The 20,730-nt window shown below is 49.6% G+C and carries 22 protein-coding genes; 5 read left to right on the top strand and 17 right to left on the bottom strand.

Translation table 11 applies throughout. The features are described from left to right. The first annotated feature begins 135 nt into the window (after positions 1-135). The 4 genes from rplU (at position 136) to IG82_RS0101875 (ending at position 1,801) form a co-directional block, all read left to right on the top strand. Positions 136-483 (top strand): 50S ribosomal protein L21, encoded by a 348-nt coding sequence (gene rplU / locus IG82_RS0101885; RefSeq protein ID WP_332840770.1) that lies wholly within the window; start codon positions 136-138, stop codon positions 481-483. A 13-nt stretch (positions 484-496) separates the two neighbouring features. After that, positions 497-754 carry a 50S ribosomal protein L27 gene (gene rpmA / locus IG82_RS0101880; RefSeq protein WP_031933964.1) on the top strand — a complete coding sequence of 86 codons (258 nt, stop codon included), beginning with the start codon at positions 497-499 and terminating at the stop codon, positions 752-754. A 23-nt stretch (positions 755-777) separates the two neighbouring features. Then, entirely contained in the window at positions 778-1,110 is a 333-nt protein-coding gene (locus IG82_RS07145) for a hypothetical protein (protein WP_156095305.1), read from the top strand. Between the two features lie 127 nt (positions 1,111-1,237). Beyond that, positions 1,238-1,801, top strand: coding sequence for a hypothetical protein (locus IG82_RS0101875; protein WP_156095304.1), 564 nt, complete (start codon positions 1,238-1,240; stop codon positions 1,799-1,801). Between the two features lie 91 nt (positions 1,802-1,892). Here IG82_RS0101875 and IG82_RS0101870 read toward each other — a convergent pair whose 3' ends face one another. The 6 genes from IG82_RS0101870 to nusB all read right to left on the bottom strand — a co-directional run bounded on the left by IG82_RS0101870 (position 1,893) and on the right by nusB (position 8,245). Next, positions 1,893-2,987, bottom strand: a complete 1,095-nt coding sequence (locus IG82_RS0101870; RefSeq protein ID WP_156095303.1) for a hypothetical protein — start codon at positions 2,985-2,987, stop codon at positions 1,893-1,895. Between the two features lie 1,294 nt (positions 2,988-4,281). Beyond that, a complete protein-coding gene (locus tag IG82_RS0101845; RefSeq protein WP_052545599.1) occupies positions 4,282-5,019 on the bottom strand; it encodes a class II aldolase/adducin family protein in 738 nt (245 codons plus the stop codon). Between the two features lie 110 nt (positions 5,020-5,129). Beyond that, on the bottom strand, positions 5,130-5,783 hold the full coding sequence (locus IG82_RS0101840; RefSeq protein ID WP_135958278.1) for a hypothetical protein: 654 nt from the start codon (positions 5,781-5,783) through the stop codon (positions 5,130-5,132). A gap of 373 nt (positions 5,784-6,156) precedes the next feature. Then, complete coding sequence (locus IG82_RS0101830; RefSeq protein WP_031933958.1) at positions 6,157-7,143, bottom strand: hypothetical protein; 987 nt, start codon at positions 7,141-7,143, stop codon at positions 6,157-6,159. A 132-nt stretch (positions 7,144-7,275) separates the two neighbouring features. Continuing rightward, positions 7,276-7,737, bottom strand: a complete 462-nt coding sequence (locus IG82_RS0101825; RefSeq protein WP_031933957.1) for a flagellar basal body-associated FliL family protein — start codon at positions 7,735-7,737, stop codon at positions 7,276-7,278. Positions 7,738-7,744: 7 nt separating this feature from the next. Then, entirely contained in the window at positions 7,745-8,245 is a 501-nt protein-coding gene (gene nusB / locus IG82_RS0101820; RefSeq protein ID WP_031933956.1) for a transcription antitermination factor NusB, read from the bottom strand. 166 nt (positions 8,246-8,411) lie between these two features. On the opposite strand from nusB, the gene IG82_RS0101815 reads away from it, so the two are divergent. After that, complete coding sequence (locus IG82_RS0101815) at positions 8,412-9,269, top strand: DMT family transporter (protein WP_156095301.1); 858 nt, start codon at positions 8,412-8,414, stop codon at positions 9,267-9,269. Here the strand turns inward: IG82_RS0101815 and IG82_RS0101810 are convergent. The 11 genes from IG82_RS0101810 to IG82_RS0101730 all read right to left on the bottom strand — a co-directional run bounded on the left by IG82_RS0101810 (position 9,266) and on the right by IG82_RS0101730 (position 20,658). After that, the gene (locus tag IG82_RS0101810; protein ID WP_031933954.1) at positions 9,266-10,156 is read right to left on the bottom strand and encodes a LicD family protein; all 891 of its coding nucleotides are present in this window, start codon (positions 10,154-10,156) and stop codon (positions 9,266-9,268) included. The two genes, IG82_RS0101815 and IG82_RS0101810, sit on opposite strands and share 4 nt — an antisense overlap. A 412-nt stretch (positions 10,157-10,568) precedes the next feature. Beyond that, positions 10,569-11,075, bottom strand: coding sequence for a hypothetical protein (locus IG82_RS0101800; protein WP_031933953.1), 507 nt, complete (start codon positions 11,073-11,075; stop codon positions 10,569-10,571). A gap of 123 nt (positions 11,076-11,198) precedes the next feature. Next, positions 11,199-11,936: a hypothetical protein gene (locus IG82_RS0101795; protein ID WP_031933952.1), complete on the bottom strand. Its 738-nt coding sequence runs from the start codon at positions 11,934-11,936 to the stop codon at positions 11,199-11,201. Positions 11,937-12,432: 496 nt separating this feature from the next. Next, complete coding sequence (locus IG82_RS0101780) at positions 12,433-13,275, bottom strand: hypothetical protein (RefSeq protein ID WP_031933950.1); 843 nt, start codon at positions 13,273-13,275, stop codon at positions 12,433-12,435. Continuing rightward, positions 13,238-13,624 (bottom strand): hypothetical protein, encoded by a 387-nt coding sequence (locus IG82_RS0101775; protein ID WP_156095300.1) that lies wholly within the window; start codon positions 13,622-13,624, stop codon positions 13,238-13,240. The genes IG82_RS0101780 and IG82_RS0101775 overlap by 38 nt, the downstream gene beginning before the upstream one ends. A gap of 465 nt (positions 13,625-14,089) precedes the next feature. Beyond that, positions 14,090-15,769: a chaperonin GroEL gene (gene groL, locus IG82_RS0101760; protein WP_031933948.1), complete on the bottom strand. Its 1,680-nt coding sequence runs from the start codon at positions 15,767-15,769 to the stop codon at positions 14,090-14,092. Between the two features lie 14 nt (positions 15,770-15,783). Further along, the gene (locus tag IG82_RS0101755; RefSeq protein ID WP_031933947.1) at positions 15,784-16,092 is read right to left on the bottom strand and encodes a co-chaperone GroES; all 309 of its coding nucleotides are present in this window, start codon (positions 16,090-16,092) and stop codon (positions 15,784-15,786) included. A gap of 161 nt (positions 16,093-16,253) precedes the next feature. Beyond that, the gene (locus tag IG82_RS0101745; RefSeq protein ID WP_031933946.1) at positions 16,254-17,117 is read right to left on the bottom strand and encodes a LicD family protein; all 864 of its coding nucleotides are present in this window, start codon (positions 17,115-17,117) and stop codon (positions 16,254-16,256) included. Between the two features lie 97 nt (positions 17,118-17,214). Beyond that, positions 17,215-18,942: a flagellar hook protein FlgE gene (locus tag IG82_RS0101740; protein WP_031933945.1), complete on the bottom strand. Its 1,728-nt coding sequence runs from the start codon at positions 18,940-18,942 to the stop codon at positions 17,215-17,217. Beyond that, positions 18,926-19,684 carry a flagellar hook assembly protein FlgD gene (locus IG82_RS0101735; protein ID WP_031933944.1) on the bottom strand — a complete coding sequence of 253 codons (759 nt, stop codon included), beginning with the start codon at positions 19,682-19,684 and terminating at the stop codon, positions 18,926-18,928. Before IG82_RS0101735 ends, IG82_RS0101740 begins: the two co-directional genes overlap by 17 nt. Next, positions 19,681-20,658 (bottom strand): flagellar hook-length control protein FliK, encoded by a 978-nt coding sequence (locus tag IG82_RS0101730; protein WP_031933943.1) that lies wholly within the window; start codon positions 20,656-20,658, stop codon positions 19,681-19,683. The genes IG82_RS0101735 and IG82_RS0101730 overlap by 4 nt, the downstream gene beginning before the upstream one ends. Between the last annotated feature and the right edge of the window lie 72 nt (positions 20,659-20,730).

Here is a 20,730-nt window from a genome sequence, read left to right as displayed (position 1 = left end):
CACAACCTAAGAACCTGTTTTTGAGGAGGGAAGAATGAAAGACAATTGCCCGCATGCGTAAGGCACAAGATTTTTGCGCGATGTCTTGACAAGGGGGTGGCTTTTTTACACCATAAAGGCTGAACCTTAGAAAGGATGAGCCTTGTGTTTGCTGTTGTTGTAACCGGAGGAAAGCAGTATCGCGTATCGCCTGGCGATGTGGTGTCTGTGGAAAAGTTAGAAGCCGATGGCGCTGTGGTGTTTGATCACGTGTTGATGGTGAATGATGGCAAGAACACACACATTGGCGCGCCCAAAGTGGATGGCGCTGAAGTGAAGGCTGATGTGATGGAAAACATTCGCACAGACAAGGTGCTGGTTTTTAAGAAAAAGCGCCGCAATAACTATCGTCGTCTCAACGGCCACCGTCAGTCTATGACGTTGGTGCGTGTGCGTGATATCCTTCTGAAAGGTCAATCTGTCAATCGTTCTGGCAATGCTTAGCTGAGGAGCAAACATGGCACAAAAGAAAGCAGGTGGAAGTTCAAAAAACGGTCGCGACTCGAAGGGTCGGCGTCTGGGCGTCAAAACCTTTGGTGGAACCCATGTGTTGCCGGGCTGGATCTTGATTCGTCAGCGTGGCACAAAGTTTTATCCCGGAACGGGCGTAGGGATGGGCAAAGACCACACCTTGTTTGCGCTTACGCCAGGGGCCGTGAATTTTTATAAACGGCGGGGCCGCTCTTTTGTGGCCATTGAGCCGCTGGCCTCATAAGTCATTGTGACCCATCGGACCTATTGACTCATCGATCTCTTGCGCTGCTGAACCGAACCTTTGGATGGGCTTCTGAGCTTGCAGCGTTGACCAGCGTACCTGAAGCGCGTATTGATGCCTTGCTATCTCAAATTTTTGGTGATCATGATCCAGAAGACCCTACGCTTGTGGAACAAGAGCACTATCTAGGAGCTCAAGGCCAGGCTTTACGGGATGAGCAGGACAATCTTTCTCCGGCGGCACCGACAGAAGCTTCACCTGCCACCATACTACCTACGCCTGAAGTCATTGAGTCACCCGCTGCCCCTGCTGGAACCTCGCCTGCTACACCTATGGTCGAGAGAGACGATTTTTAACGGGCCCTCACCCCTTTACCCCGCACAAGAAAAAGGTCAGCACCTTTTCGCCACGGGGCTTTGGGGGGGGCACGTACACACGCCTGAAGACAGCTCAGATGATGAAGAATTTTTCCTAGCCCCAGAGATGGTGCAAACTTATCCTGCGCCTGGCGGTCACAAAGACATTCTCACCCATCAAACCCAGCGTATTGAAGACCTTGATGCACAGGTGGCCGATCTTATGCAGCAATTGGCCGAGGCCAAAAGGGTTCACGCTGAAGATAAAGAACACCACGCCCAAGAGCAAGAGGAAGATGCGGATGTCTTGCAAAAAGCCCAAGAGGCCTTAGAGGTCGCTAAAGCCGAGACGGATCAAGAACGGGCGTCAAAAGAAACCGCCGAAGCGTTTATTCGTAAAAGAACAGAAAATCTGCGACAGATTGCTGTGAAAGGATGGGAAGCGGAGCATGAAAAAGAGTTGAAAGCCCTTAAAGAGGCTTTGGCACACAAGCAGGACATTATCAATGACCAAAAAGAAGATATCAATATACTGGCAAAGAGAATTAAGGACCTGCATTTTGCTATTGTTGATTTGAGAAAGAAGCATGAAAGTCGGTGTGCAAGGTGGACGGCTATAAGAAAAGAAGTGAGAGATAGGGAAGCTTCATCCGGTGAAAAAGATGCAGGCAATTGTGCTGGAGAGGACTGACTAGCTGGTCCCGTTAAGGGAGGCGCCCTTGAGGGCGCCTTGTCAGCTATGCTAGCCCTAGCCTGTGAGGCCGTGATAGGGGGGGCGTGATTTAATCAAACGGGCACACCACCACCTGTTTCACCAGCGCATAGGGCGCAGCATCATCATTGGGCATCACGTGCATGGCCCAGTTCATCCAGCACACAAAGGTCTCCCTATCGGCTATCTCTTGCACCTGGTGGTATTTCTTGAGCAAAGATCTGTAACAAGAACTGCCATAACCATTTTTGAAAAAATCACTCAAATCTTCCCATAGGCACGCGGGCATCACACCAGTCTGCGTGGGGATAATTAGGTTGTCATCCAGCATATTGTCACAGGAAAGGCCCTGGCACGTCAGCATCTGCTTGAGGGAGGCTTGAAACCCCGGCACATCGAAGGTGGGATCAAACAGTCCTTCTAGCGTGAGGGATGTGATGCCAAAAAGCAAATGACAGTCACGCCTGGCCTGCGCGGGGGCGTTCATGAGGCTGTTTACCAGAGGGCGCACGTGGGTGCGCAGGGAGGCAGCGATGGGCGCAAGGCAATCGTCAGGGGTTGATGACCCACGATGGGATGTAGCGGTTGTGCTCTTCCAACGTGCATCTTCGTGGGTTTTTTCATGTGAATCCTCTATCTCTTCCTCTGTATCCCCATAGCGCGCACGCGTCGTTTCCATACTGGTCAGCACATGTGTGGTGAGTCTATCTATGTCTAAAGAGCTCTGGGGGCCATGGGCTTGACCATGAGGGGTGGTCATATTTAAAGGCGCTTCTGATGTCGTGAGCCCCCAAGAAAAGGTGGTGAGGTCAGCAGCCTGAGCGTGAGATGAAAAAAGTTTTGTGAGTGCCATCACAGCTGTGATCACGCCTGCAACCATGCCTGTGCCTCCTGCGATCACCTTGTTTTTTGTGGTCCAAAAACGTGAAGGGGCGGGGGTCGTTTCTGTAGAAAGTGGGGAGGAAGAGGTAATAGGGCCATAGTCATTATCAGCATTGCCATAGACCCAGGCGGAGGGTGATGAAGGTGGGGTTTTGGTCGGCATTACCATCACCATCTGGTCTTTTTGTGGCGTCAGGCTGTCAGATTCGTCTAGCCGCATGCCCAACACAGGGGTTTGCCATAAAATAACAGAAGAAAGAGCAAGGAATAGAAGTCTTCTCATCAAAAATAACCTTAAAAACAATAAAACATGAGCGCACTATCTATAAAAAAAGTCCAAAAAGAAAGCTTTTTTGTATGTTTTTTATTAAATTTTTGATATTGACGGTGATTTTTATGTATGTGCCCTATAATTTTGCGTATAGGTGGGCTGTATTATCGATTTTTACAGTCAAGCAGTTGTGATAAGCAGGCTGAGCGGCTTTTCACAAAACAAGGGCAAGACAAACTATAGACTGTGTGGTGCACTGGTGAATGAAGGCTAGGTAAGCGTTTTATGAAGAGCAACATGTTCACCTAAAGGCACGGGGTTATGAGCCCCGCGCCCCAGCGTCGTTAATTTTTCGCTTAAAAAGGTGGTTTTATGCCTATCTTTGGATGATGCACCCTCTGTCTGGGCAAGAAAAGCCTTGATCGATGGCGCGCTCCAAAAGAGGAAAGTGTTTTTTGATCTCCTTTTTCTCCTCGAAAGAAAAGGTGCATAATATCCAATGCATACTGCCCACAAAATCTTTATCTTATGCCAATTCAGAGAGGCGTGAATTCCTGGCCACCTCTGTCTTTAAAAAGGAGAGCATCGTTTGACCCCACATATCGGATGTGTCACGGAAGCGTGTCATTCCTTGATGTGGAACAAGTATTTCCCTATTCACCTCCTTGTCACACTCAGGTGTGGTCTCACGTTTCAAGTATAAAACACCTTCAAAGGTGAGGTCTTTAGGGAGCCGGCCATATTGAAGATGGCATCTGACCCATTGTTGTACCGTGGTGGAGTCAAGGGTGGAGCTGGGGGGTGTGAAGGCTCTCTCTTCCGTGATGGATTCAAGGGTGGAGCTGGGGTCGTGGAGGCAAGGGGTGCAAATGTGGTAATATTGCTGGCAAGCAGGGCGGTAAGGGATGCCCAAGACCCACCCATGGCAACATAGGTCACAGCGCTTCCGACAGGGGCGCCCACAATAATGCCAATAGCGGAAGCCAAACCAAGGAAGGCCAGCTTCTTGGTTTTTGTGGTAGGAAACCAAAAAGAGTGAGAAAGTGCGCGGGAAGAGGAGCCTGATTCATCAGGGCTGTCTGACGTTGACGAAGAAGTTATGAGAGGGATAGCACCCTCTAGACCAGGATCGCCTGGATAGCATGAAAGCATGGTTCACACAGGATAAAGAAGCACTGACACAACACAATAACAAAAACGATTTTATCAATTAACACCATCTTATAAAATAAAAATATGCGCTAATTTAAGATAAAATTATTTTTTTAAAATATAAAAAAGTATCTTATTTGTTTTTATTAATTTTTTATTGGCTATTAATTTTGTGGCCAAGCACCCGTTGCCAGGCTTGCCAATCGCGCCTACCTAGGTCTTTTTCAAAAGCGAGCAACACCTCGTTGGCTTTGGTGCAGACGTCTTTGCTTAGGTGACGGAGCGGTGCGTTCATGCCTTTGGCTAAACACTGGGTTTTGCAAGCTTGTTCAAGGTGGTAGGTGTAGAATAAGGCTTCAGCTGCGGTGCGTCCTGTGGTGACAAAACCGTGATGACGCATAAAAAGCACGTGTTCTTGACCCATGTCGCGGACCATGGCTTCGCCTTGCGCGTCTGAAAGCAGAAGAGCGTCATAGTCATGATAGCGCACGCGCTGATAGAAATGGAGAGCCCACTGACTGAGGGGTAAAAGTCCGTCTTGGGTGGCCGACACCGCCACGCTGGCTGGGGTGTGGAGATGAAAAATGGCCTGCACATCAGGGCGCGCTATATAAAGGGCTTTGTGGGTGATATAGCCCGTTTGGTTATAGTGAAGCTCATGGCCTTCTAAGATATCGCCTGCCAAAGAGATGCGTAATAAAACTCCAGGGTGCACCTCCTCAAACCTAAGGCCAAAGGGATAGATATAGAATGAATCACCCCCAGGCGCACGCATGGAGAGATGGGTGTAGGTGTGATCATCGAGGCCAAGGTGAGCCAAAATGTGATAGGCCAAGCACAGCTCTTGCTTGACCGTATCATGGCGCGTGTGCGTTTTGCTGAGTGCTGTCATGGTGCCTTTGCGTTTGTTGTTTAGGCACAGGGCCATACTGAGGTCAAGGCATCATAAAAGACGAGCGCTGAAGAAACACTTAACTCTCTTTGCCCCGAGGGTGAGGGGCCTTATTGAGAGGCGTCATCCTCGTTGGTTGATAAATAATTGCGCATAGCTTTGCCTAGAAGAAGGGCATCCATTTTATGTTTATGCGCTATTTTTTGAGGCGTGAGGATCGAAAACGTTAACAAGAGCCCCAGCAGCATGACCACCATGACCACCCATCCACGCACTTTGGCCAAAGACATAAGACGGTCAGGCGAACCTGTCTCAAGCCTGACAAGGGCGATGCCATGAGCCAGCACAAAAAGAATCACCCCTACGCGTATGGTGCGAGAAAGCAAGAGAGGGTCATGGTAGAAATAATCATTGACAAGCCCTGCAATTTCAAAAGCGCCATAGGCTACGCACAGAAACCCCAAAGCATAAAACCAATAAAGACGCGTCGGTGCATCAAAGGGTATGCGCTTTTGTTTGAGAAACGTTGTTTCTAACGCCATGAGCACAAGAAGAACGAGAGAAGCCATAATCAAGGCGCCTGGATAGACAGAGGTTGAGACCCTGCCAAAAAAACTGAGGTCGGGTGGATAGGTGACCCATCCCCAATCGATGCAGGCGGCACGAAAAATGCTGGCCACAGACATAAGAAAAACAAGGCTGGCGCTGGTGAAGCCAGCATAAAAGAGACCAACAAAAATGGGTCGTGTTGATTTTGCGGACATAGCAACCTCAATAAAATGCTTTTTAAACAATTATATAACGACCATCCCTTGAAATCAACAATTTTATCTAAATTAATCAAAAATTCGATAAAAAGGGGTGAAAAAGGCACGCGGAGCCTGCAAGAAGGTTAGGGAAAAATATCAAGAGAAGCGTCTGCATACCTATCACGCGCGTGGTTTTCAGCGCCGTCTGTGCTAGGCTACAAACAATGACGTCAGGTAACACGAAACTCCTTGGGATTTGTCATCCTTTAAAGGATGTGTCCTAAACGTAGCGTATGGTTTATGAAAAGGTCTTTTCCTTAAAGGGGTCAGGCTGTGTGGAGAAGGGCTGGGCCCTCTTCTTTATCTACCAGTCAAGAGACGATCTAATCTAAGCGTTCATAAGATCAAGGAGCTCATCACGAAGTCGCTGAAGAGACGCATCTAGCGAGTGAGGGTGGTCTTTTGCTTCTAGGTTTGATGTATGTCCTTGCGGAGAAGAAATGTTGGGTACGAGGTATCCGTCCTCCATCTCTATGGTGTGATCCATGCTTTTAGGGTTAAGATCAAGGGCATTGGGGACAAGATAACCGCTTTCTTCAAGGAGAAGGCTTTTTGCCTCTGGTTGAAGCTCCGTAGCTGATAAAACAGACGGAAACGCATGATGATCTGTCTCATCGTGAGGGCAATGTTTTTGTTCTTTCTGCTCTTGTGCCCACAGTTTACAGGCCTCTGGAGAATCCCATGTTTGTTGTGAATCGTCGAAAAAAAGTGGTTCTGCGAGGATGTCACCATGTTGCGTGCAAAGGTGACCAGATCGTGTGACATATCCGCCGTGTCCGTTGGGCAAAACCTGAGGGGGCTCTTGGTTAGGTTTTTCTGCTAAGGCTTGAAGAAGCTCTTCCATGTCGTTAAGGCTTTCAAGTGTACATGTGGCGTAAGGTGTGAGCTCATCGTCTGCGGGTTGAGAGAGACTGTTTATTGAGCCGGAGGATCTGAAGTCAGAATCATTGCGCTCACTTGTGGAACCCAAAGACTCGAAGCCAGAATCAACACTTTGTTCAGATGACTGACTGGGGGGACGTTTTTTCTTGAAGCTGAAGGAAGAGAGGCTAAATGAGGATCGGCGAAAACGCTCTTTCAAAGACTGAGAGGGTGCGCTGGTTTTTGTAGCCTCTTTTTTTCTTAAGGCTGGTGCATCAGCGGGGCTAACGTTTTCGGATGAGGCACTGTAGGTTTTTTGTGTGGAAAATGATCCATATCTTTTGATTTGTGAGAAGAGCCCAGAAAAAGAGCGTCGGCTATATCTTGACGTTTTAGCAAAGCATGTTTCTCCTTCTTGCTGCAAAGAACTCTGTTTTGCCAACAAAGGGGACATACTGCAACAAAGGCTCAGCACAAGGAACAAAAACCGCATAGATAAACCTTACTTAAGAAGACGAGTATTCTTCTCACAAAAAGGTCTTCATGTCTTATTTGTGGTCTTTTTGGTTATAAAGTAACGATTTTATCAGAAAGCCTTGTCATTGCGCACGGGCGGCATGGGCTTGATGAACACTTTTTGCACAAAAACGTCGCGCACCAAGTCTTCATGAACTTCCTTGCGCACCAGGCGTTCTGTGCGGTTTTTGATGGACATAAGGTCGGGGTGATAGCCTGACCCCCACAAAAGATAGGCCAGGCCATAAAAATCTTCTAAGAGCCGGCTATAAATGCGGGGTAAAAATTTTTCCAGCTTTTTCTTTGAGGTTTCGTCATGGGTTTCCACAATAACGTCAGCGCGTAAAATGGCGATGGGCCCTTTATCACTGAGCACCATGACGCGAAAGGGTTTGAGAAGAAAAAAGGGGGCCTTGTCCACCACGGCGTGGTTTTGTATATGAACCTTGCCAACACTGGGGTTACGATTTTCAAGCTTGGTTTCCTCAGCGATGCCCAGGGCAGGAAACGTGATCCACAAAAGGATAGCCAAGGTGAGGTTAAGGCGTTTCGTTGCGTGTTTCGTGGGGGTGGCGAAAAAGGTGTGCCATTTTATCCAAAATCGTGTGCACCAAAGCTGGCTCTTTTTGATGAAAAAAACCGTGGGCCAGCGTGACATATTCATTGATGATGAGTTGTTCAGGGACATCCCTCATGGAAAAAAGTTCAGCAGATCCAGCACGTAAAATCGAAAGAAGAATGGGTTCAAGACGCTCAAAATGCCAAGGTAAAGTTAAAAAACCATTAATCCGTTCGTCAAAAAGGTGGATATCGTGTTCAAACACAGAAAGTAGTTTTTTAAAATAGGCCGGGTCTGCCACAATGCCCTCATCCACCAAAAAAGATTTTAACGGATCCTCACAAAAATCTTTGCCCAAGACATGGAGGCTGTCTTCACTATGTTCGGACTGGTAGAGCGCCTGCACAAACATAAGCCGCGATGAGGTGCGTTTTTTAAGGTCGGCGCGCCGGGCGCTCGGATCAGGTGACGTCTTGGTCAAAGAAAGCTCCTTGGTGGGGATGACATCTTTACGTCTCTAGCGTAGAAGAATAGGTAAGACTTGACAATAGACATCCGTTGCGCAGACTTTCTTGACGTTGTTCACCCCCTTCACTCGCTTTCTCTCACGTGCATGCACAGACACAGGCTATAACCATTTAAGGGGCGTGTTTTGGAAGTTTGTTTCCACAACATGTTTTGCGGTGATTTCTATGCTGGCGTGCTGGATGCAAAAGAAAGGCACGCACCTGTCGCCCAGCGTGGTGGCTTTTTTTCAGGTGGGGGTGCCGTTTTTGGGGCTTGCCCTTTGGCACATCCAATCGCCGCGGTCATTTATCGCGTCTGTGATTACCCGTGCGCCCTTGTGGGCCGTGGCGCGCAGCATGATGGCCAGTTTGGCGTTTTTAGGGTGGTTTTGCGCCCTGCGCATCTATCCCTTAAGCATTGCGGTGTCTTTTCGCTTGATGGCGCCCCTGGTCACGTTTCTGGCAGCCTTGTGGTTGTTGAAGGAAACCACCACGCGTGCACGCTTTGGTGCCTTGTGTCTTCTTTTGCTAGCAGCGCCGATTTTGATTCGTCAAGAAGTGTGGTCTGCCCAATTCCACCATCAAGGCACGCCGCTTGAAGCGTGGTTGTTGCCTGTCGTGTTTATTCTGGGCTATGTGGGTGCGAATGTGGCTGCCAAGAAAATGTTGGTCAGTGTGCCGCCCTATGAGGCCACCTTGTCTTTACTGGGTCTCAATAGCCTTTTTATTGGCACAGCCGCGGCCTTGAAGTGGTCGATGCCTACGGGGGAGGAATGGCTTTTTTTACTGCTGATTGGCGGCATTGAGTGGCTTGCGCAATGGTCCCTGGCCAAAGCCTTGTCGTTGACAGACCTCAATGTGTTGGCCCCGCTCAGTTTATGGCGTTTTGCCATCAGCGCCTTGTTTGGCGTTCTCTTTTTGGGCGAGATGGTGAGCGGCACGTTTGTCATAGGGATGGTGGTGATGATTGCGGCCACGCCTTTCGTGATTCGCCGCTAACCTTCTGGTTGTGGCGCGTTCGGGAAATCGCGCGTGATATCGATCGTGGGCGGCATGGCCGCTTGTTGGCCTGGGATATACTCAAACCCCGCCCGCCAAGGGGCAGGTTTGCGCAGTTCAGGCGTGAGGGGCACCGTGAAGGGCTCAATGGGGTTGCCAGGTTTGTGGTAATTCGAAATATACGCGCGCGTGTTCCAGCCGGGATAAGACAAATCTAGATGAGGGTAGGGATCATAGGGGACAAAAATCATCAACGGCCCAAACGGTTTTTTCTGTAAGGGAAAGACGTGACGCTTATGATAAAAGTTTGTGCCTGACCATAACGCGTCTGCGTGGGCGTTGCTGTAGGTCAAGATGCCCGGCGTTGCTTCTTGCATGGGGAAGATATCAACGCCTGTGGTCGGCTCGAGATAACGGTCGGCCTCACCTTGGCTCTGTGGGTTCACTTTCAGGTCTTTGATAAAGCATATTTTATAGCACGGCTCAACGGCAATGATGGTGCAACCGCGGGCCTCGAGGTGACGCTTCACCTCGTTCATAAGCTTGGGTTCATCTTTGTGTAAAATCGCCAGATCCACGTCATCATCTGTTAAAATCAGGCCGGCATTGCGAATCGCTCCTAACAGCGTGCCGCCATCCGCCCAATAGGTGATGTGGAGCGTGTCAAAAACCTCGTGGCTGATCTGCATTAATTGATAAAGGTCGTGCGCCAGGTCAGGAGAGGTTTGTGATGCGAGAATCTTGCTCTGCGTGTCTAAAGGAGGCGAGGCATCGGCGGTCCGATGAAAGCGCACCCGGTTCCACTTTTTGTAAAGCCGGTCGCCTGTCATGGTGAGGGCACCCCCAAGGAGAAAGATGAAGGTAGGAAATAAAAGGCGCTTCAACATGCACGCTATTCTTTTATATAAAAAACACTTTATTGGCACTTTCTGTTATTATAAACAAAAAATAAATGTATAAAAATTATTTTCTTGCTTTTTTTTAGATAAAAAAGAAAGGGTTGCGCCCAGAAAAGCGTTTTTTTACCAATAATATATTTGCCAATGTTGACTCTATCGCATTTTTTTTTGGCAAGTCAATCGTGGGTTCTTAAAAAAGAAATAAAGAGCACAGCAGACCACAACAATCTGTTTTTGGGGGGCCAAGAAAGCACATGCTATGCTGAGGGGGTGCCCCTCTAAGCGTGCCTTTATAAGGATTGAGGCGGCAGCCGGATTGAGGCAGACCTGATCCCAGACGCCCGGATTACCCCAGGTGCTCGGATTTGGGCATGCTGATGATTGACCGAGCGATGCTTTGTTAGCTGCCTGGCTCTCCCAGCAACCTATAGGCCACACAGGGAAAAAATTTTACGATGGCCTCTTCGGGGTCAAAGCCCCCTCTGTCGTTCCTATATACGTAAGGAAAAACGTGATTCATATAAAATTTTTCATAAAGTGTCTTAGTACTATAGGAATCCTTAAAATCTTTGTCTCTTTGATTGCGGGTCAACACAAAACGAGGCCCCACGGCCAACGGCCCTGCCAGGTATCGAAGCTCAAGCATCCGCAAGAGGCTGGGGATAGCCGGCCCTTCTCTTTCTGCCAGCGCATCGTATAGGCGCCCTGCACGGTGTACAGCTCTTGACCACAAGCTCGTGGGTTGTTGATAGTTAGGGAAATATTCCTCAGGAAAGGGGCCAATTTCTTCGATAGGCAGAAATCTCCGCAGAAAGGCCAGGGTAAAGGTTGTCTGATGGAGTGCCCGCGGTTCTGGGAATCTATCACATGGGATGAAGCCAGGAAAGGTGTGATCATCAAGGCGCATACCGTTCAGTTCATGGAAAAAACGGTGAATGGTGAGGGGGGCATGAAGTGCCCATTCAAGGTGGCTCAGCTTAAGATTGTCACGGTATGCGATGGGAGCCTTGATTCTGGGATTGGCACACTCTTATTTGCCATGCCACATGATATCGGGCTCTTCAAGACAAAAAGAAGAAGAGGTCAAGGGTGCGCCAGCTTCATCGTCTGAAGGATCAAACGCAACATCGCCATAGGTGCGGTCTTCATCCCCATACCCGGGGGCACGAAAAAGTTTTACCCTCACCCTTGAAGGAAATGGGGGCTCGATGCTGTGCCAGTCGGACGGAAACCTCCCCTCCTGGTTTTCAAAAAAGACGATGGCAAACCATGCGTAGCGGCCTTGATGATCACGGGTGTCAACCATCATGTCACCATAGTGAGTTAAGCGCACCACCGTAGTAAGCGTGTCATAGTTTGGGGATTGAGGGTAAAAAGGGACGTTAAAGACAGGCGTCTCAGCAGCCAAGTCTTTGGTATCAAACCATGGTTCCTGATAGCTTATCTGCCGACATGTGTTTTTTACCCTTGAAAAAAGCTCTCCACCAGATTGCAAGAATCCCTCATTAACATCTTCATTAAACTGACAGAGGCCATCCTTGTTTGGTGAAGTTAATAAGGTGTTAAGAAAGAGCTTCAGTTCTAGGTCCGTACGTTTTGCTTGTAGCAACAGCAGAAGAGTAGAAATATTTTCTCTCTCATAATGTGCTTGTTTTTCAGAAAAGCCAGGCATAAACACCATTCTTGGATCTTGCAATAAAGCTGTGATCCTATCCAGTTCTTTTTCTGCGCCTTCAAGGCAACGGATGGCAGTGGTGAAGTCATGCATATGTTTTTCAACAAAAGCAAACCCAAGTGTTGGCGCGACCTTTTTATTCAGGTGTTCTTCAGTGAAAGAAAGAGGGGCCCCTTGGGGGGCGCGCTGCGATGTTCATCGGGTTGATCTTGGTTTGAGGGCGTGGGTGGGGCCATCAGGTTGCCCACAAAACCTATCCATAGAAAAAAAGCTACCATGCGCATGAGATCATCCCTTGCCATTAATGATTTGATATTGTGTCATTTTTTGTCAAAAAGTCAAGATTGGGATGCAGGGGTGAGAGACAAATTGTTGTGCACACGTGTGAGATAAGGGCTTGAAAAGTTTGAAAAGCCTAGGCGAAGAAACAGATTGTCGATGTGCACCACATGACCGCGATGCATCACTGCCACATCATCGCAACGCCTATCCGCGTTCAAGAAACCCTCAGGCCACAGGTCAACAGAACGCATATCCATCAGGTGTGGATGCCCTCACGGGGAAGGATGCGGCTTTATGATGATGCCTTTCAGGTGTTCGTGCTTTGATCATCCACAAAAGAATATCGATTGCCAAAGACATAATGCAGGGGTTTGCGATCCTTGCGCTCCACGTTTTTTTCTTGGCCGCGTAGGGTGTTGAGCGCACGCAAAACAAAAGGATTTTTGTATTGTTCATAGCATGCCTCTGCATATCCGCCATCATCTTTTGGCTTGATGGTGACAATATCTGCCCACTTTTTGTCTTTGAGATAGGCGTTAAACACGGTTTCAAGGGTGATCATGTGACGCACTTCACTTTGTTTGTTCAGGATATACGTAAGAGGCAGGCCAACCCCAGCGCCCGCGCCAGCGCCTACACCCGCCCATAAGGCTATGAGTGGCCATGCTGTCGGCATGATCAACAGGGACCCACAGTAGCCAACCAGGAAACCCAATCCGGTACTTCTTAAAGGCATAGGTCCTGTGATATGGCCCAAGGCTGTGGGCTGTTGATATTCTGGCAGAAGGTGAGGGGGGATAGACTCACGTCCCTTCAAGCTCTTGAGAAGCGTCATGGCAAACGTCACACAATTGAGAGCGCCGCCACGTGTGTCATAGCCATACAGGTTATAGTGAGGAAAGTGACCGTCCATACGCATGTCTTGTAGTTTGTAAAAAAAACGAGAAATGGTGAGGGGGGCATCAAGGCGCCATTCAAACAAGCTGGATGCCAAGGCTTCTTGATGTTGGCTGACACATCTTTTTTCATCGATGCTTAGAAAAAGAGGATCTGGTTCTTCAAGCGTGAAAGAAGAGGCTTTCAGAGGGATATGCGCACGATCGGTGGATGTGTTATGAGCATCGCCATACGTGCCGGTCTTGCTCGCCATATCCGGGGGCACGAAACAACTTCACCAGCACTTCAGAGGCCACACACCGTGTGACCAGTGTTGTGATCCCTTTTGTTTGGGGTCTAAAAAAAACAGTGGCAAACCATGCATAACGGCCTTGGTCATCGCGGGTTTCAACCATGAGTGAAGCCCCTGTGGAGGTTAATGTATCTAAGACCATCGATGCAGCAAGACACGAATCGTCCAGGCCTGTCGTCCTATTCAGTCGCACCACGGTTTGGAGGGTGTCATAGTCAGGGGGTTCTGGGCGCAGTTTCACAGGCAAGGGGGGAGCCAACACATGATGGCTGCTGAGTAACAAGCACAAGAAGCATAGAAAACGTTTCATGGACGTTGTTATGGCATGACCTCTGAGGATAAAGATAAGGTATTGGACAATGTGTCATAAGCATTGTCAATGGCTTGGTTGTCAATGCTTGGCTTTTGTGTGGCTCTTCTACCCAAAATGATAAAAGAAAGATCAGGGAAAAGACAATAGGCTCATAACATTGCCAAGGGGAGGCTATCAAGCACGAAACTCTAGATCAGAGAGGGGTCACAAAAGGGATGGCCAATAAAAGGGGTGCGGCAACGTTCGTTACCAAAAGGGTGCGATGAAGCAGCCTTATGAGGAGGTTTTATATCCAACAAAGAGGTTCCTTGAGGGGGGAAAAGGGGCTGCCTCAAGCAGCCTGTGTAGTAAAAAAGAGGCCTGCCTTGGTAAAGCAGACCTCCTAAACTTAGCTAGGCTAGGTTAGCAATAGAGCTAGGTAAGGGGCTCAATCTCCGTAGAGGTAACCCCTTAAGGGCCGGGTTAGAAACCGCCCATGCCGCCACCCATGCTCATGCCGCCCATGCCGCCCATACCAGGATCACGGGGCGCCGATGCAGCCTCAGCCTTTTCAGGCCTGTCTGCAATGGCCACTTCCGTGGTGGCAATCAGGGAAGAAATGGAGGCTGCGTTTTGAAGGGCGGAGCGTGTCACCTTTTTGGGATCAATAATGCCCATTTTGAGCATATCGCCATAGGTGTCGTTCTGCGCATCATAGCCAAAGTTGATCTCATTTTTTGTCAACACGGCGTTAACGATGATGGAGTCTTCTTTGCCCGCGTTTTTGGCAATCTGGCGCGCGGGGGCCTGTACGGCGCGGGCGACGATGTCCAATCCGGCCTTTTGATCTGCGTTGTCAGTGACCACGCCATCAAGTGCCCGTCCGGCCACCAAGAGGGCTGTGCCGCCGCCGGCGACAATGCCTTCTTCCACCGCAGCTTTTGTGGCTTCTACCGCGTCATCCACACGATCTTTCCGCTCTTTCACTTCCACTTCCGTGGCGCCACCTACACGAATGACGGCCACACCTCCAGCCAATTTGGCCAAACGCTCTTGCAGCTTTTCGCGATCATAATCTGAGGTGCTTTCCTCAACATGGGCACGAATTTGGTTGCAGCGGGCCTCAATGTGATCTTTGGTTTTGCCTACACCGCCTTCGATGATGGTGGTTTCATCTTTGTTGATCAGCACGCGCTTGGCTTGCCCCAGCATGGCCAAGGTGACATTCTCAAGCTTGACGCCTGTCTCTTCTGAGACCAGTTCACCGCCTGTCAACACAGCCAGATCTTCAAGCATGGCTTTCCGGCGATCCCCAAAGCCAGGAGCCTTTACGGCCGCTACTTTCAGGCCGATGCGCAATTTGTTGACTACCAGGGTGGCTAAGGCTTCCCCTTCCACATCTTCGGCGATAATCAACAACGGACGCCCCGAAGCTTGGTTCACTGCCTCAAGGATAGGCACGATGGATTGAATGGTGGAGATTTTCTTTTCATACATAAGGATGAAAGGATTTTCCAGCTCGATGGACATTTTCTCTGTGTTGGTCACAAAATAAGGTGACACATAGCCCCGATCAAACTGCATGCCTTCCACAACATCAAGCTCTGTATGAAGGGATTTGGCTTCCTCCACCGTAATCACGCCCTCATCGCCCACGCGCTTCATGGCCTCAGCAATCATGTTGCCGATTTCACTTTCACCATTGGCGGAAATGGTGCCCACCTGGGCAATTTTTTCAAAATCACCCTTGATGGTGACCTTGTTTTTATCAAGCTCTGCTGTGATGACGTTTACAGCCGTGTCGATGCCGCGCTTAAGATCCATAGGGTTCATGCCAGCTGCCACGGCTTTGTTGCTTTCGGTAAGAATGGCCTGAGCCAGCACTGTGGCTGTGGTGGTGCCGTCACCGCCCACGTCCGAAGTTTTTGACGCTACTTCGCGCAGCATCTTTGCGCCCATGTCTTCAAAAGTATCATAAAGCTCAGTATCGCGGGCCACCGTCACACCATCTTTGGTGATGCGGGGGGCACCAAATGATTTTTGTAGCACCACATTGCGGCCTCTGGGCCCCAAGGTCACCTTGACGGCATCGGCCAAGGTGTTGGCGCCCTTAGCAATTTTGTCGCGGGCTCTGCCGCCAAATTCTACGTTCTTTTTTGCCATTGTGTTTTATCTCCTTAGCTTGCCTGACTAAAAACGCCCATTACGTCGGACTCTTTCATAATCATAAATTCTTCATCACCGTTCAGCTTGACTTCGGTGCCTGACCACTTGCCAAAAAGAACGCGATCACCAACCTTGAGTTCTAACGGGATGATTTGACCCCCCTCAGACCGAGCGCCGGTGCCCACAGCCACCACATCACCCTCCATGGGTTTTTCTTTGGCGTTGTCAGGGATGATGATACCACCTTTGGTTTTTTCCTCTGCCTCAACGCGCTTGACAAGAACGCGATCGGCCAGAGGACGCAGCTTCATTGATGTCATGAATGATCTCCTCGCTTCATTTTTTGTTAACGTTGGCACTCTATCACAGAGAGTGCCAGATTTCTAGGAAAAACGCCTTTTTCTTTTTTGGTCAAGACCCTAAGGGAAACCTGACAGGGTCAGCTTTAAGGCTAGAGATCATTTCTTGAGCATAAGCACCTTCAAGGGGTGGCGTCACGCGGGTCTCCACAGGGTGTTTGAGGTGTGTGAATAGCTGCAGCGCCAGAAGAAAAGGTTTCTTCACACCAAGGCGCTGGTTTGCGCAGCTCGGGCGTGATGGTCATATAAAAAGGCGGGAAGGGATGGCCATGATTCCACACATACATCACACTGTTCCAGTTTTTATAATATTTATCTAGGTGTGGGTAAGGCACGCGGGGCACCCACACGTGTGTGGGGCCAAAAGGCACTTTTTTAAGAGGGAACATGTATTTTTTTTCAAAGCGAAACGTGGGCCAGATTTTTTCAGCTTTAGGTGAGCTCAGCACCACTTCGTGTTTGCCCTCACGCACCACCTCCTTCATCACAAACAAGCCCAGGTATTGATAGCTATCCCGTGGATGGGTCATGGATTTGATTTTCACCCCACCATGCTGAATGCGGAGGCTAAACCCTTGTTGCTTCAAAGCTGCACGTGCCTTTTCTAATTTAGGCAAATCCTTCTCAAAGACACAGAGGTCAATGTCATCATCGGTGGGGATAATGCCACCATTTCGGATAGCACCAAGCAGCGTGCCACCACAGGCCCACCAGGTGACACCATGATCATCAAAAATACGGGTGAGGACAGCAAGGGTGACATAAAGTTTTGTCGCCTGAGCTTTAGGCAACAGGGCAGCCCCGATGCGCCGACTTAACGTTGGGTCATTTTCGGGGATATAGGCGTCCCAGTTATGGATGCGCTCCATCTCTGCTGCGTTGCGCATGCGCCACCAGCAGGCCTTATAGATGCGTTCACTGCCCACGGCCACAATACCGCCCAGTAAAAATAGGAAAGCCCATGAAAAATAAGAATTTTTGCCCATTTAAAAACAATGCAAACAAACTCTTGCAAATTTTTTCACTTTTAAAACAAAAAAGCAAGATAATTATGACATTCGCTACACTTATTTTTTGTGCAAGTTAGGCCGTTTGTGAGATCATGCCAATAATGAACTTGTCAAGATCCACCGCGATTTTGAACACCGTGGTGTTCATTTGCGTGGCCATCGACATTTTTTGGCTCCCTAACATGGTTTTTGTATCATCTACGTTGGATGTCACCAGAGATTTGGCCTGTGTGGCCCCCAAATTGGAGGTAAGTGGGGTAGAAAGCACATAAGGGTCGCCACACTCAATGGTGGGAAGAAGCAGGTTCCTCCCATGTTGCTCCATGGCGTTGTTGTTGGGAAAGTTCACCAAAAACAACTGCCATTCAGGTTTGGGGTCTTGACCAAAAAATTCAGAAGAAATCACCCCGGTATCGCTGATGCTAATGCCTTTGAAAGGGGCGGCCATACGCCCATCTTGCTCGGGCGTTTGCAGTTGATATTGGTTGCCAGAAAGAGCCATGGTGCTGGGATCTAGGGCAATGGTGCTGTCTGCTGATCCCACAGGCACCCCTTCGCTGTTGAGCCAGCCTTGGGCAAACACCTTAGGCGGCATGCTTTGGGGCGTGAATTGGGGAGACAGGGTGTTCCACGTGTTACCAAGGGTTGTTTGTTTGCCTGTGATGTCTGTGGTGCCCGCTGCTTTGATGGCATTGACGTTCACAAAGGGCCCGCCAACACCAATAGTGCCTGCAACACCGGTCAGGTCCGCAACAATGTCTTGAGACGATGTATATTCAATGGTATCTGCAGCAGCCAGATTTCTGGCAGGATAAGTGGCAAGCGCAAAGGCCATAATTTGAGCGTCAAAATCGGCTTTGGTCATGGTGGGGTTGGTGTCTAACAAGATGGTGGCGTGGTCGTTCACGATCTTCGCCGCTTCATAGGCACGCAAGGCATTATCCCACGCCACATAATTGGCGTCTGTGGCCGCCACGGCGCCACTATAATCCCCATTTTCTGTAAAATGAACCACGGCGCCACCGCGCGTGGCAAAAATGCCATCAGCATTGTTGCCATCGACCCATGAGTTACCACCAGCTGTCTCTTGAAACACCGGTGTGTTGGTGGAATCTTGAAGGGTCATTTGCCACACGCGTGGGGCCAAAAAGGTCCAGGTAAAGCGAAACTGGTGACCTACCCCGAGTGAATCCGCCACATCCACGGCGCTTTCATGGGTGTCACCAAGAGACACGTTATCAGCAGGTAAAATGCCGTTGAATCTGACATTTTCGGTGGCATCGGCCTGGTTAAAGGTCATGGGCATTTTTACGCGATCGAGATCAGACATGAGGCTGCAGGGATCCACGGTGCCATCGTTGTTAATTTTTTTGCCCAACAAGGTGTTGCCGCCTTCATCATAGACATAGCCGCTGGCATCCACCTGAAAACTACCGGTGGTTTTAGCGCACGGAAGGGTGTCGGCGCTTTCATCTGCGCTGCCTGACGCATCCACCAACAAAAACCCACGCCCCCGCACACCGATGTCCAGCTCGCGCTCGGTATGGCGCATCGGACCTCTGGCACTCACGTCAAAATTGTTCATCTCCACGCCGCGCACGGTTTCACCATGGGGACCATTGGTCAGATGGCACAGGTTGTCGTGCATATAGCCTATGGTTTCCACATTCGCCAAATGCTTAGCAAAATGAGCCACACCTTCTTCATATACATCCATGCCTGTGGCAGAGATATCTGAGGCATCGCCTTGGGTGCAAAAGGCGGGGACAGCGCGAACAATCTCGTTAGGTGATGTTGGCATGGCTAAGGGCTCCTTCTAGGATAGATGGAATGGCGGCGCTGTGAGGGGCAAGCCCTTTCAGGCTTTCCAAAGGAAATAGCCGGCTTGATGAAGAGCCAGACCAGATTTTGCCGCCTTCAAACACCACGCGGGTGAGCTTTGATGTGATCAGAGGTGACAATGCCACCGCGCGATCGTCATGAGAGGTGCCTGACACCTGAAGGTGGTAGCGCCCCTCAGGCAATGTGTTGACCAAAGAATCGAGGGTGTGAAATCCATCGGTGGCCGGTCCTGACAATTGCTGAATCTTTTGCCCATAGCCATTAAATACGTCAATCACAACGCCTTTCAGGTGAGATCCTTCGGGCACCTCATAAGAGACAGCATCTTTGTGGTTGGCGCTGACAGAAAAGCTGTTGGTATAGAATTGCCCACTTTTGCCCACCAAATTGGCAGCCTGAAGGCGGTTGTTGTCTTGCAAAGCCTGCACCATGTCTTTCAACCGCTCTCCTTCTTTGATAGAGGCTTGGGTGCGAATCATATCTTGGATGATCTGCATACCTTTGGAAGGGTCTGTGTCTCCTAGCGGATTGCTTGATACACTTTTGAGCATCGCCATAAACAGCTCGGTGCTGTTTTGTTGGGCGCTGTCTGCCTCCCCATGGGGCTTGGCTTGCTGTGTGTGGGCCCACACTTCAAGAGGTGAGGAAAACGTTTGGGAGGCCGCAGATGAGGTGGCCGCTAAAGGAGGTGGCAGGGTCATGCAAAAATTCCTTCTTTGAGTCGTTGATAAAGGGCGCCTACAGCTTTTTTGCCCATCCAGGGCGCAGAAGTCGGGGGATCAGGCTGCGGTGTTTCGCGTTCAGGGTCATTGTTTTTGCCAAAAGAAAGGCCCTGATCCTTCACAGCAATACCTTGATGGGAAAGCGTTTCGATCAAAAGGTGTTGGTGGGTTTTCAAAAGCTGCAGTGTGTGCGTGTTGCCATGAAAGAGGGCTTCCATGTTCGGTCCCTCAAAGTTCATTTCAATGGTTAAGCGGCCCAGCTCTTGCGGAATAAGGGTCAGTTCAAGGGTGGTGTTCTCACTTGGACCTGTATGGGTTAGCCCCTGAAGCGCCGTGGTGACTTGGCTCAACAAAAAGGAAGGCGAAATCGAGGCCACAGACACGAGGGGCGGTGCCGAAGACACTGTAGGCATGGTTATGGGAGGCGCGGCTTCTGGCGAAACGAGCCTTGAAACACTGGCCAAGGGTTTGGTGGACTTTTGTGATGGGGCCATCCCTTTCTTGTCTGATGGAGTGCTTTCTAAAGCGCGTTCGGTAACTCTTGGGGCGGCATCTTGGTTGACAGGTTGCTCTTGTAGAGGCACAGAAGAGGGATGATCCGTTGTTTCACGGCTTGACTCTGACAAAGCGGGGGGGAGAAAGGCTTGTTCGTGGGCCTTGTGAGGCGTTTTTGGTCCTGATACCTGGGTGGCTAAGGGGGGGTACGTCTCAGAGGAAGCCTTTTCTTCAGATGCCAGAACATCAGGCGGCACAGTTTCTTGGCTTAGCTTTTGAGTTTTTTCAGGGGAAAGTGCTCCAGGTTGGTCCATGTCAGGGGTGGCCTGAAACGTGTGGAGGAACAGAGAGAAACTGGATGCAAAGTCAAAATCATCTGTTTCTCCTGTGTGTGTGAACCCGCTGACAGGATTTGGAGAGGATTCTCCCAAGGAAGTGACTTCTTGGCAAACAGACATAGAGACACACGCAGGACATGAGGAAAGTCAGGCGCACTGTCTCATAAAACGCTTTATTTTTGACAAACAAAG

This window comes from Candidatus Hepatobacter penaei (genome assembly GCF_000742475.1).
Taxonomy (GTDB): Bacteria; Pseudomonadota; Alphaproteobacteria; order Holosporales; family Hepatobacteraceae; genus Hepatobacter; species Hepatobacter penaei.
The sequence above is the reverse complement of the archived record's forward strand: the minus strand, read 5'-3'. Positions and strand labels throughout refer to the sequence as shown.

Coding starts and splice junctions, on each gene's coding strand:
- IG82_RS0101830 (WP_031933958.1), bottom strand. CDS start 7,143: ATGTCCCCTTTGTTGGCAAAACAGAGTTCTTTGCAGCAAGAAGGAGAA.
- groL (WP_031933948.1), bottom strand. CDS start 15,769: ATGGCAAAAAAGAACGTAGAATTTGGCGGCAGAGCCCGCGACAAAATT.
- IG82_RS0101775 (WP_156095300.1), bottom strand. CDS start 13,624: ATGAAACGTTTTCTATGCTTCTTGTGCTTGTTACTCAGCAGCCATCAT.
- IG82_RS0101745 (WP_031933946.1), bottom strand. CDS start 17,117: ATGGGCAAAAATTCTTATTTTTCATGGGCTTTCCTATTTTTACTGGGC.
- IG82_RS0101755 (WP_031933947.1), bottom strand. CDS start 16,092: ATGACATCAATGAAGCTGCGTCCTCTGGCCGATCGCGTTCTTGTCAAG.
- IG82_RS0101730 (WP_031933943.1), bottom strand. CDS start 20,658: ATGTCTGTTTGCCAAGAAGTCACTTCCTTGGGAGAATCCTCTCCAAAT.
- IG82_RS0101840 (WP_135958278.1), bottom strand. CDS start 5,783: ATGTCCGCAAAATCAACACGACCCATTTTTGTTGGTCTCTTTTATGCT.
- IG82_RS0101780 (WP_031933950.1), bottom strand. CDS start 13,275: ATGGCGAGCAAGACCGGCACGTATGGCGATGCTCATAACACATCCACC.
- IG82_RS0101800 (WP_031933953.1), bottom strand. CDS start 11,075: ATGCGCCTTGATGATCACACCTTTCCTGGCTTCATCCCATGTGATAGA.
- IG82_RS0101875 (WP_156095304.1), top strand. CDS start 1,238: ATGGTGCAAACTTATCCTGCGCCTGGCGGTCACAAAGACATTCTCACC.
- rplU (WP_332840770.1), top strand. CDS start 136: ATGAGCCTTGTGTTTGCTGTTGTTGTAACCGGAGGAAAGCAGTATCGC.
- IG82_RS0101735 (WP_031933944.1), bottom strand. CDS start 19,684: ATGACCCTGCCACCTCCTTTAGCGGCCACCTCATCTGCGGCCTCCCAA.
- IG82_RS0101810 (WP_031933954.1), bottom strand. CDS start 10,156: ATGTTGAAGCGCCTTTTATTTCCTACCTTCATCTTTCTCCTTGGGGGT.
- IG82_RS0101795 (WP_031933952.1), bottom strand. CDS start 11,936: ATGCATGACTTCACCACTGCCATCCGTTGCCTTGAAGGCGCAGAAAAA.
- IG82_RS0101845 (WP_052545599.1), bottom strand. CDS start 5,019: ATGACAGCACTCAGCAAAACGCACACGCGCCATGATACGGTCAAGCAA.
- IG82_RS0101740 (WP_031933945.1), bottom strand. CDS start 18,942: ATGCCAACATCACCTAACGAGATTGTTCGCGCTGTCCCCGCCTTTTGC.
- IG82_RS0101870 (WP_156095303.1), bottom strand. CDS start 2,987: ATGAGAAGACTTCTATTCCTTGCTCTTTCTTCTGTTATTTTATGGCAA.
- rpmA (WP_031933964.1), top strand. CDS start 497: ATGGCACAAAAGAAAGCAGGTGGAAGTTCAAAAAACGGTCGCGACTCG.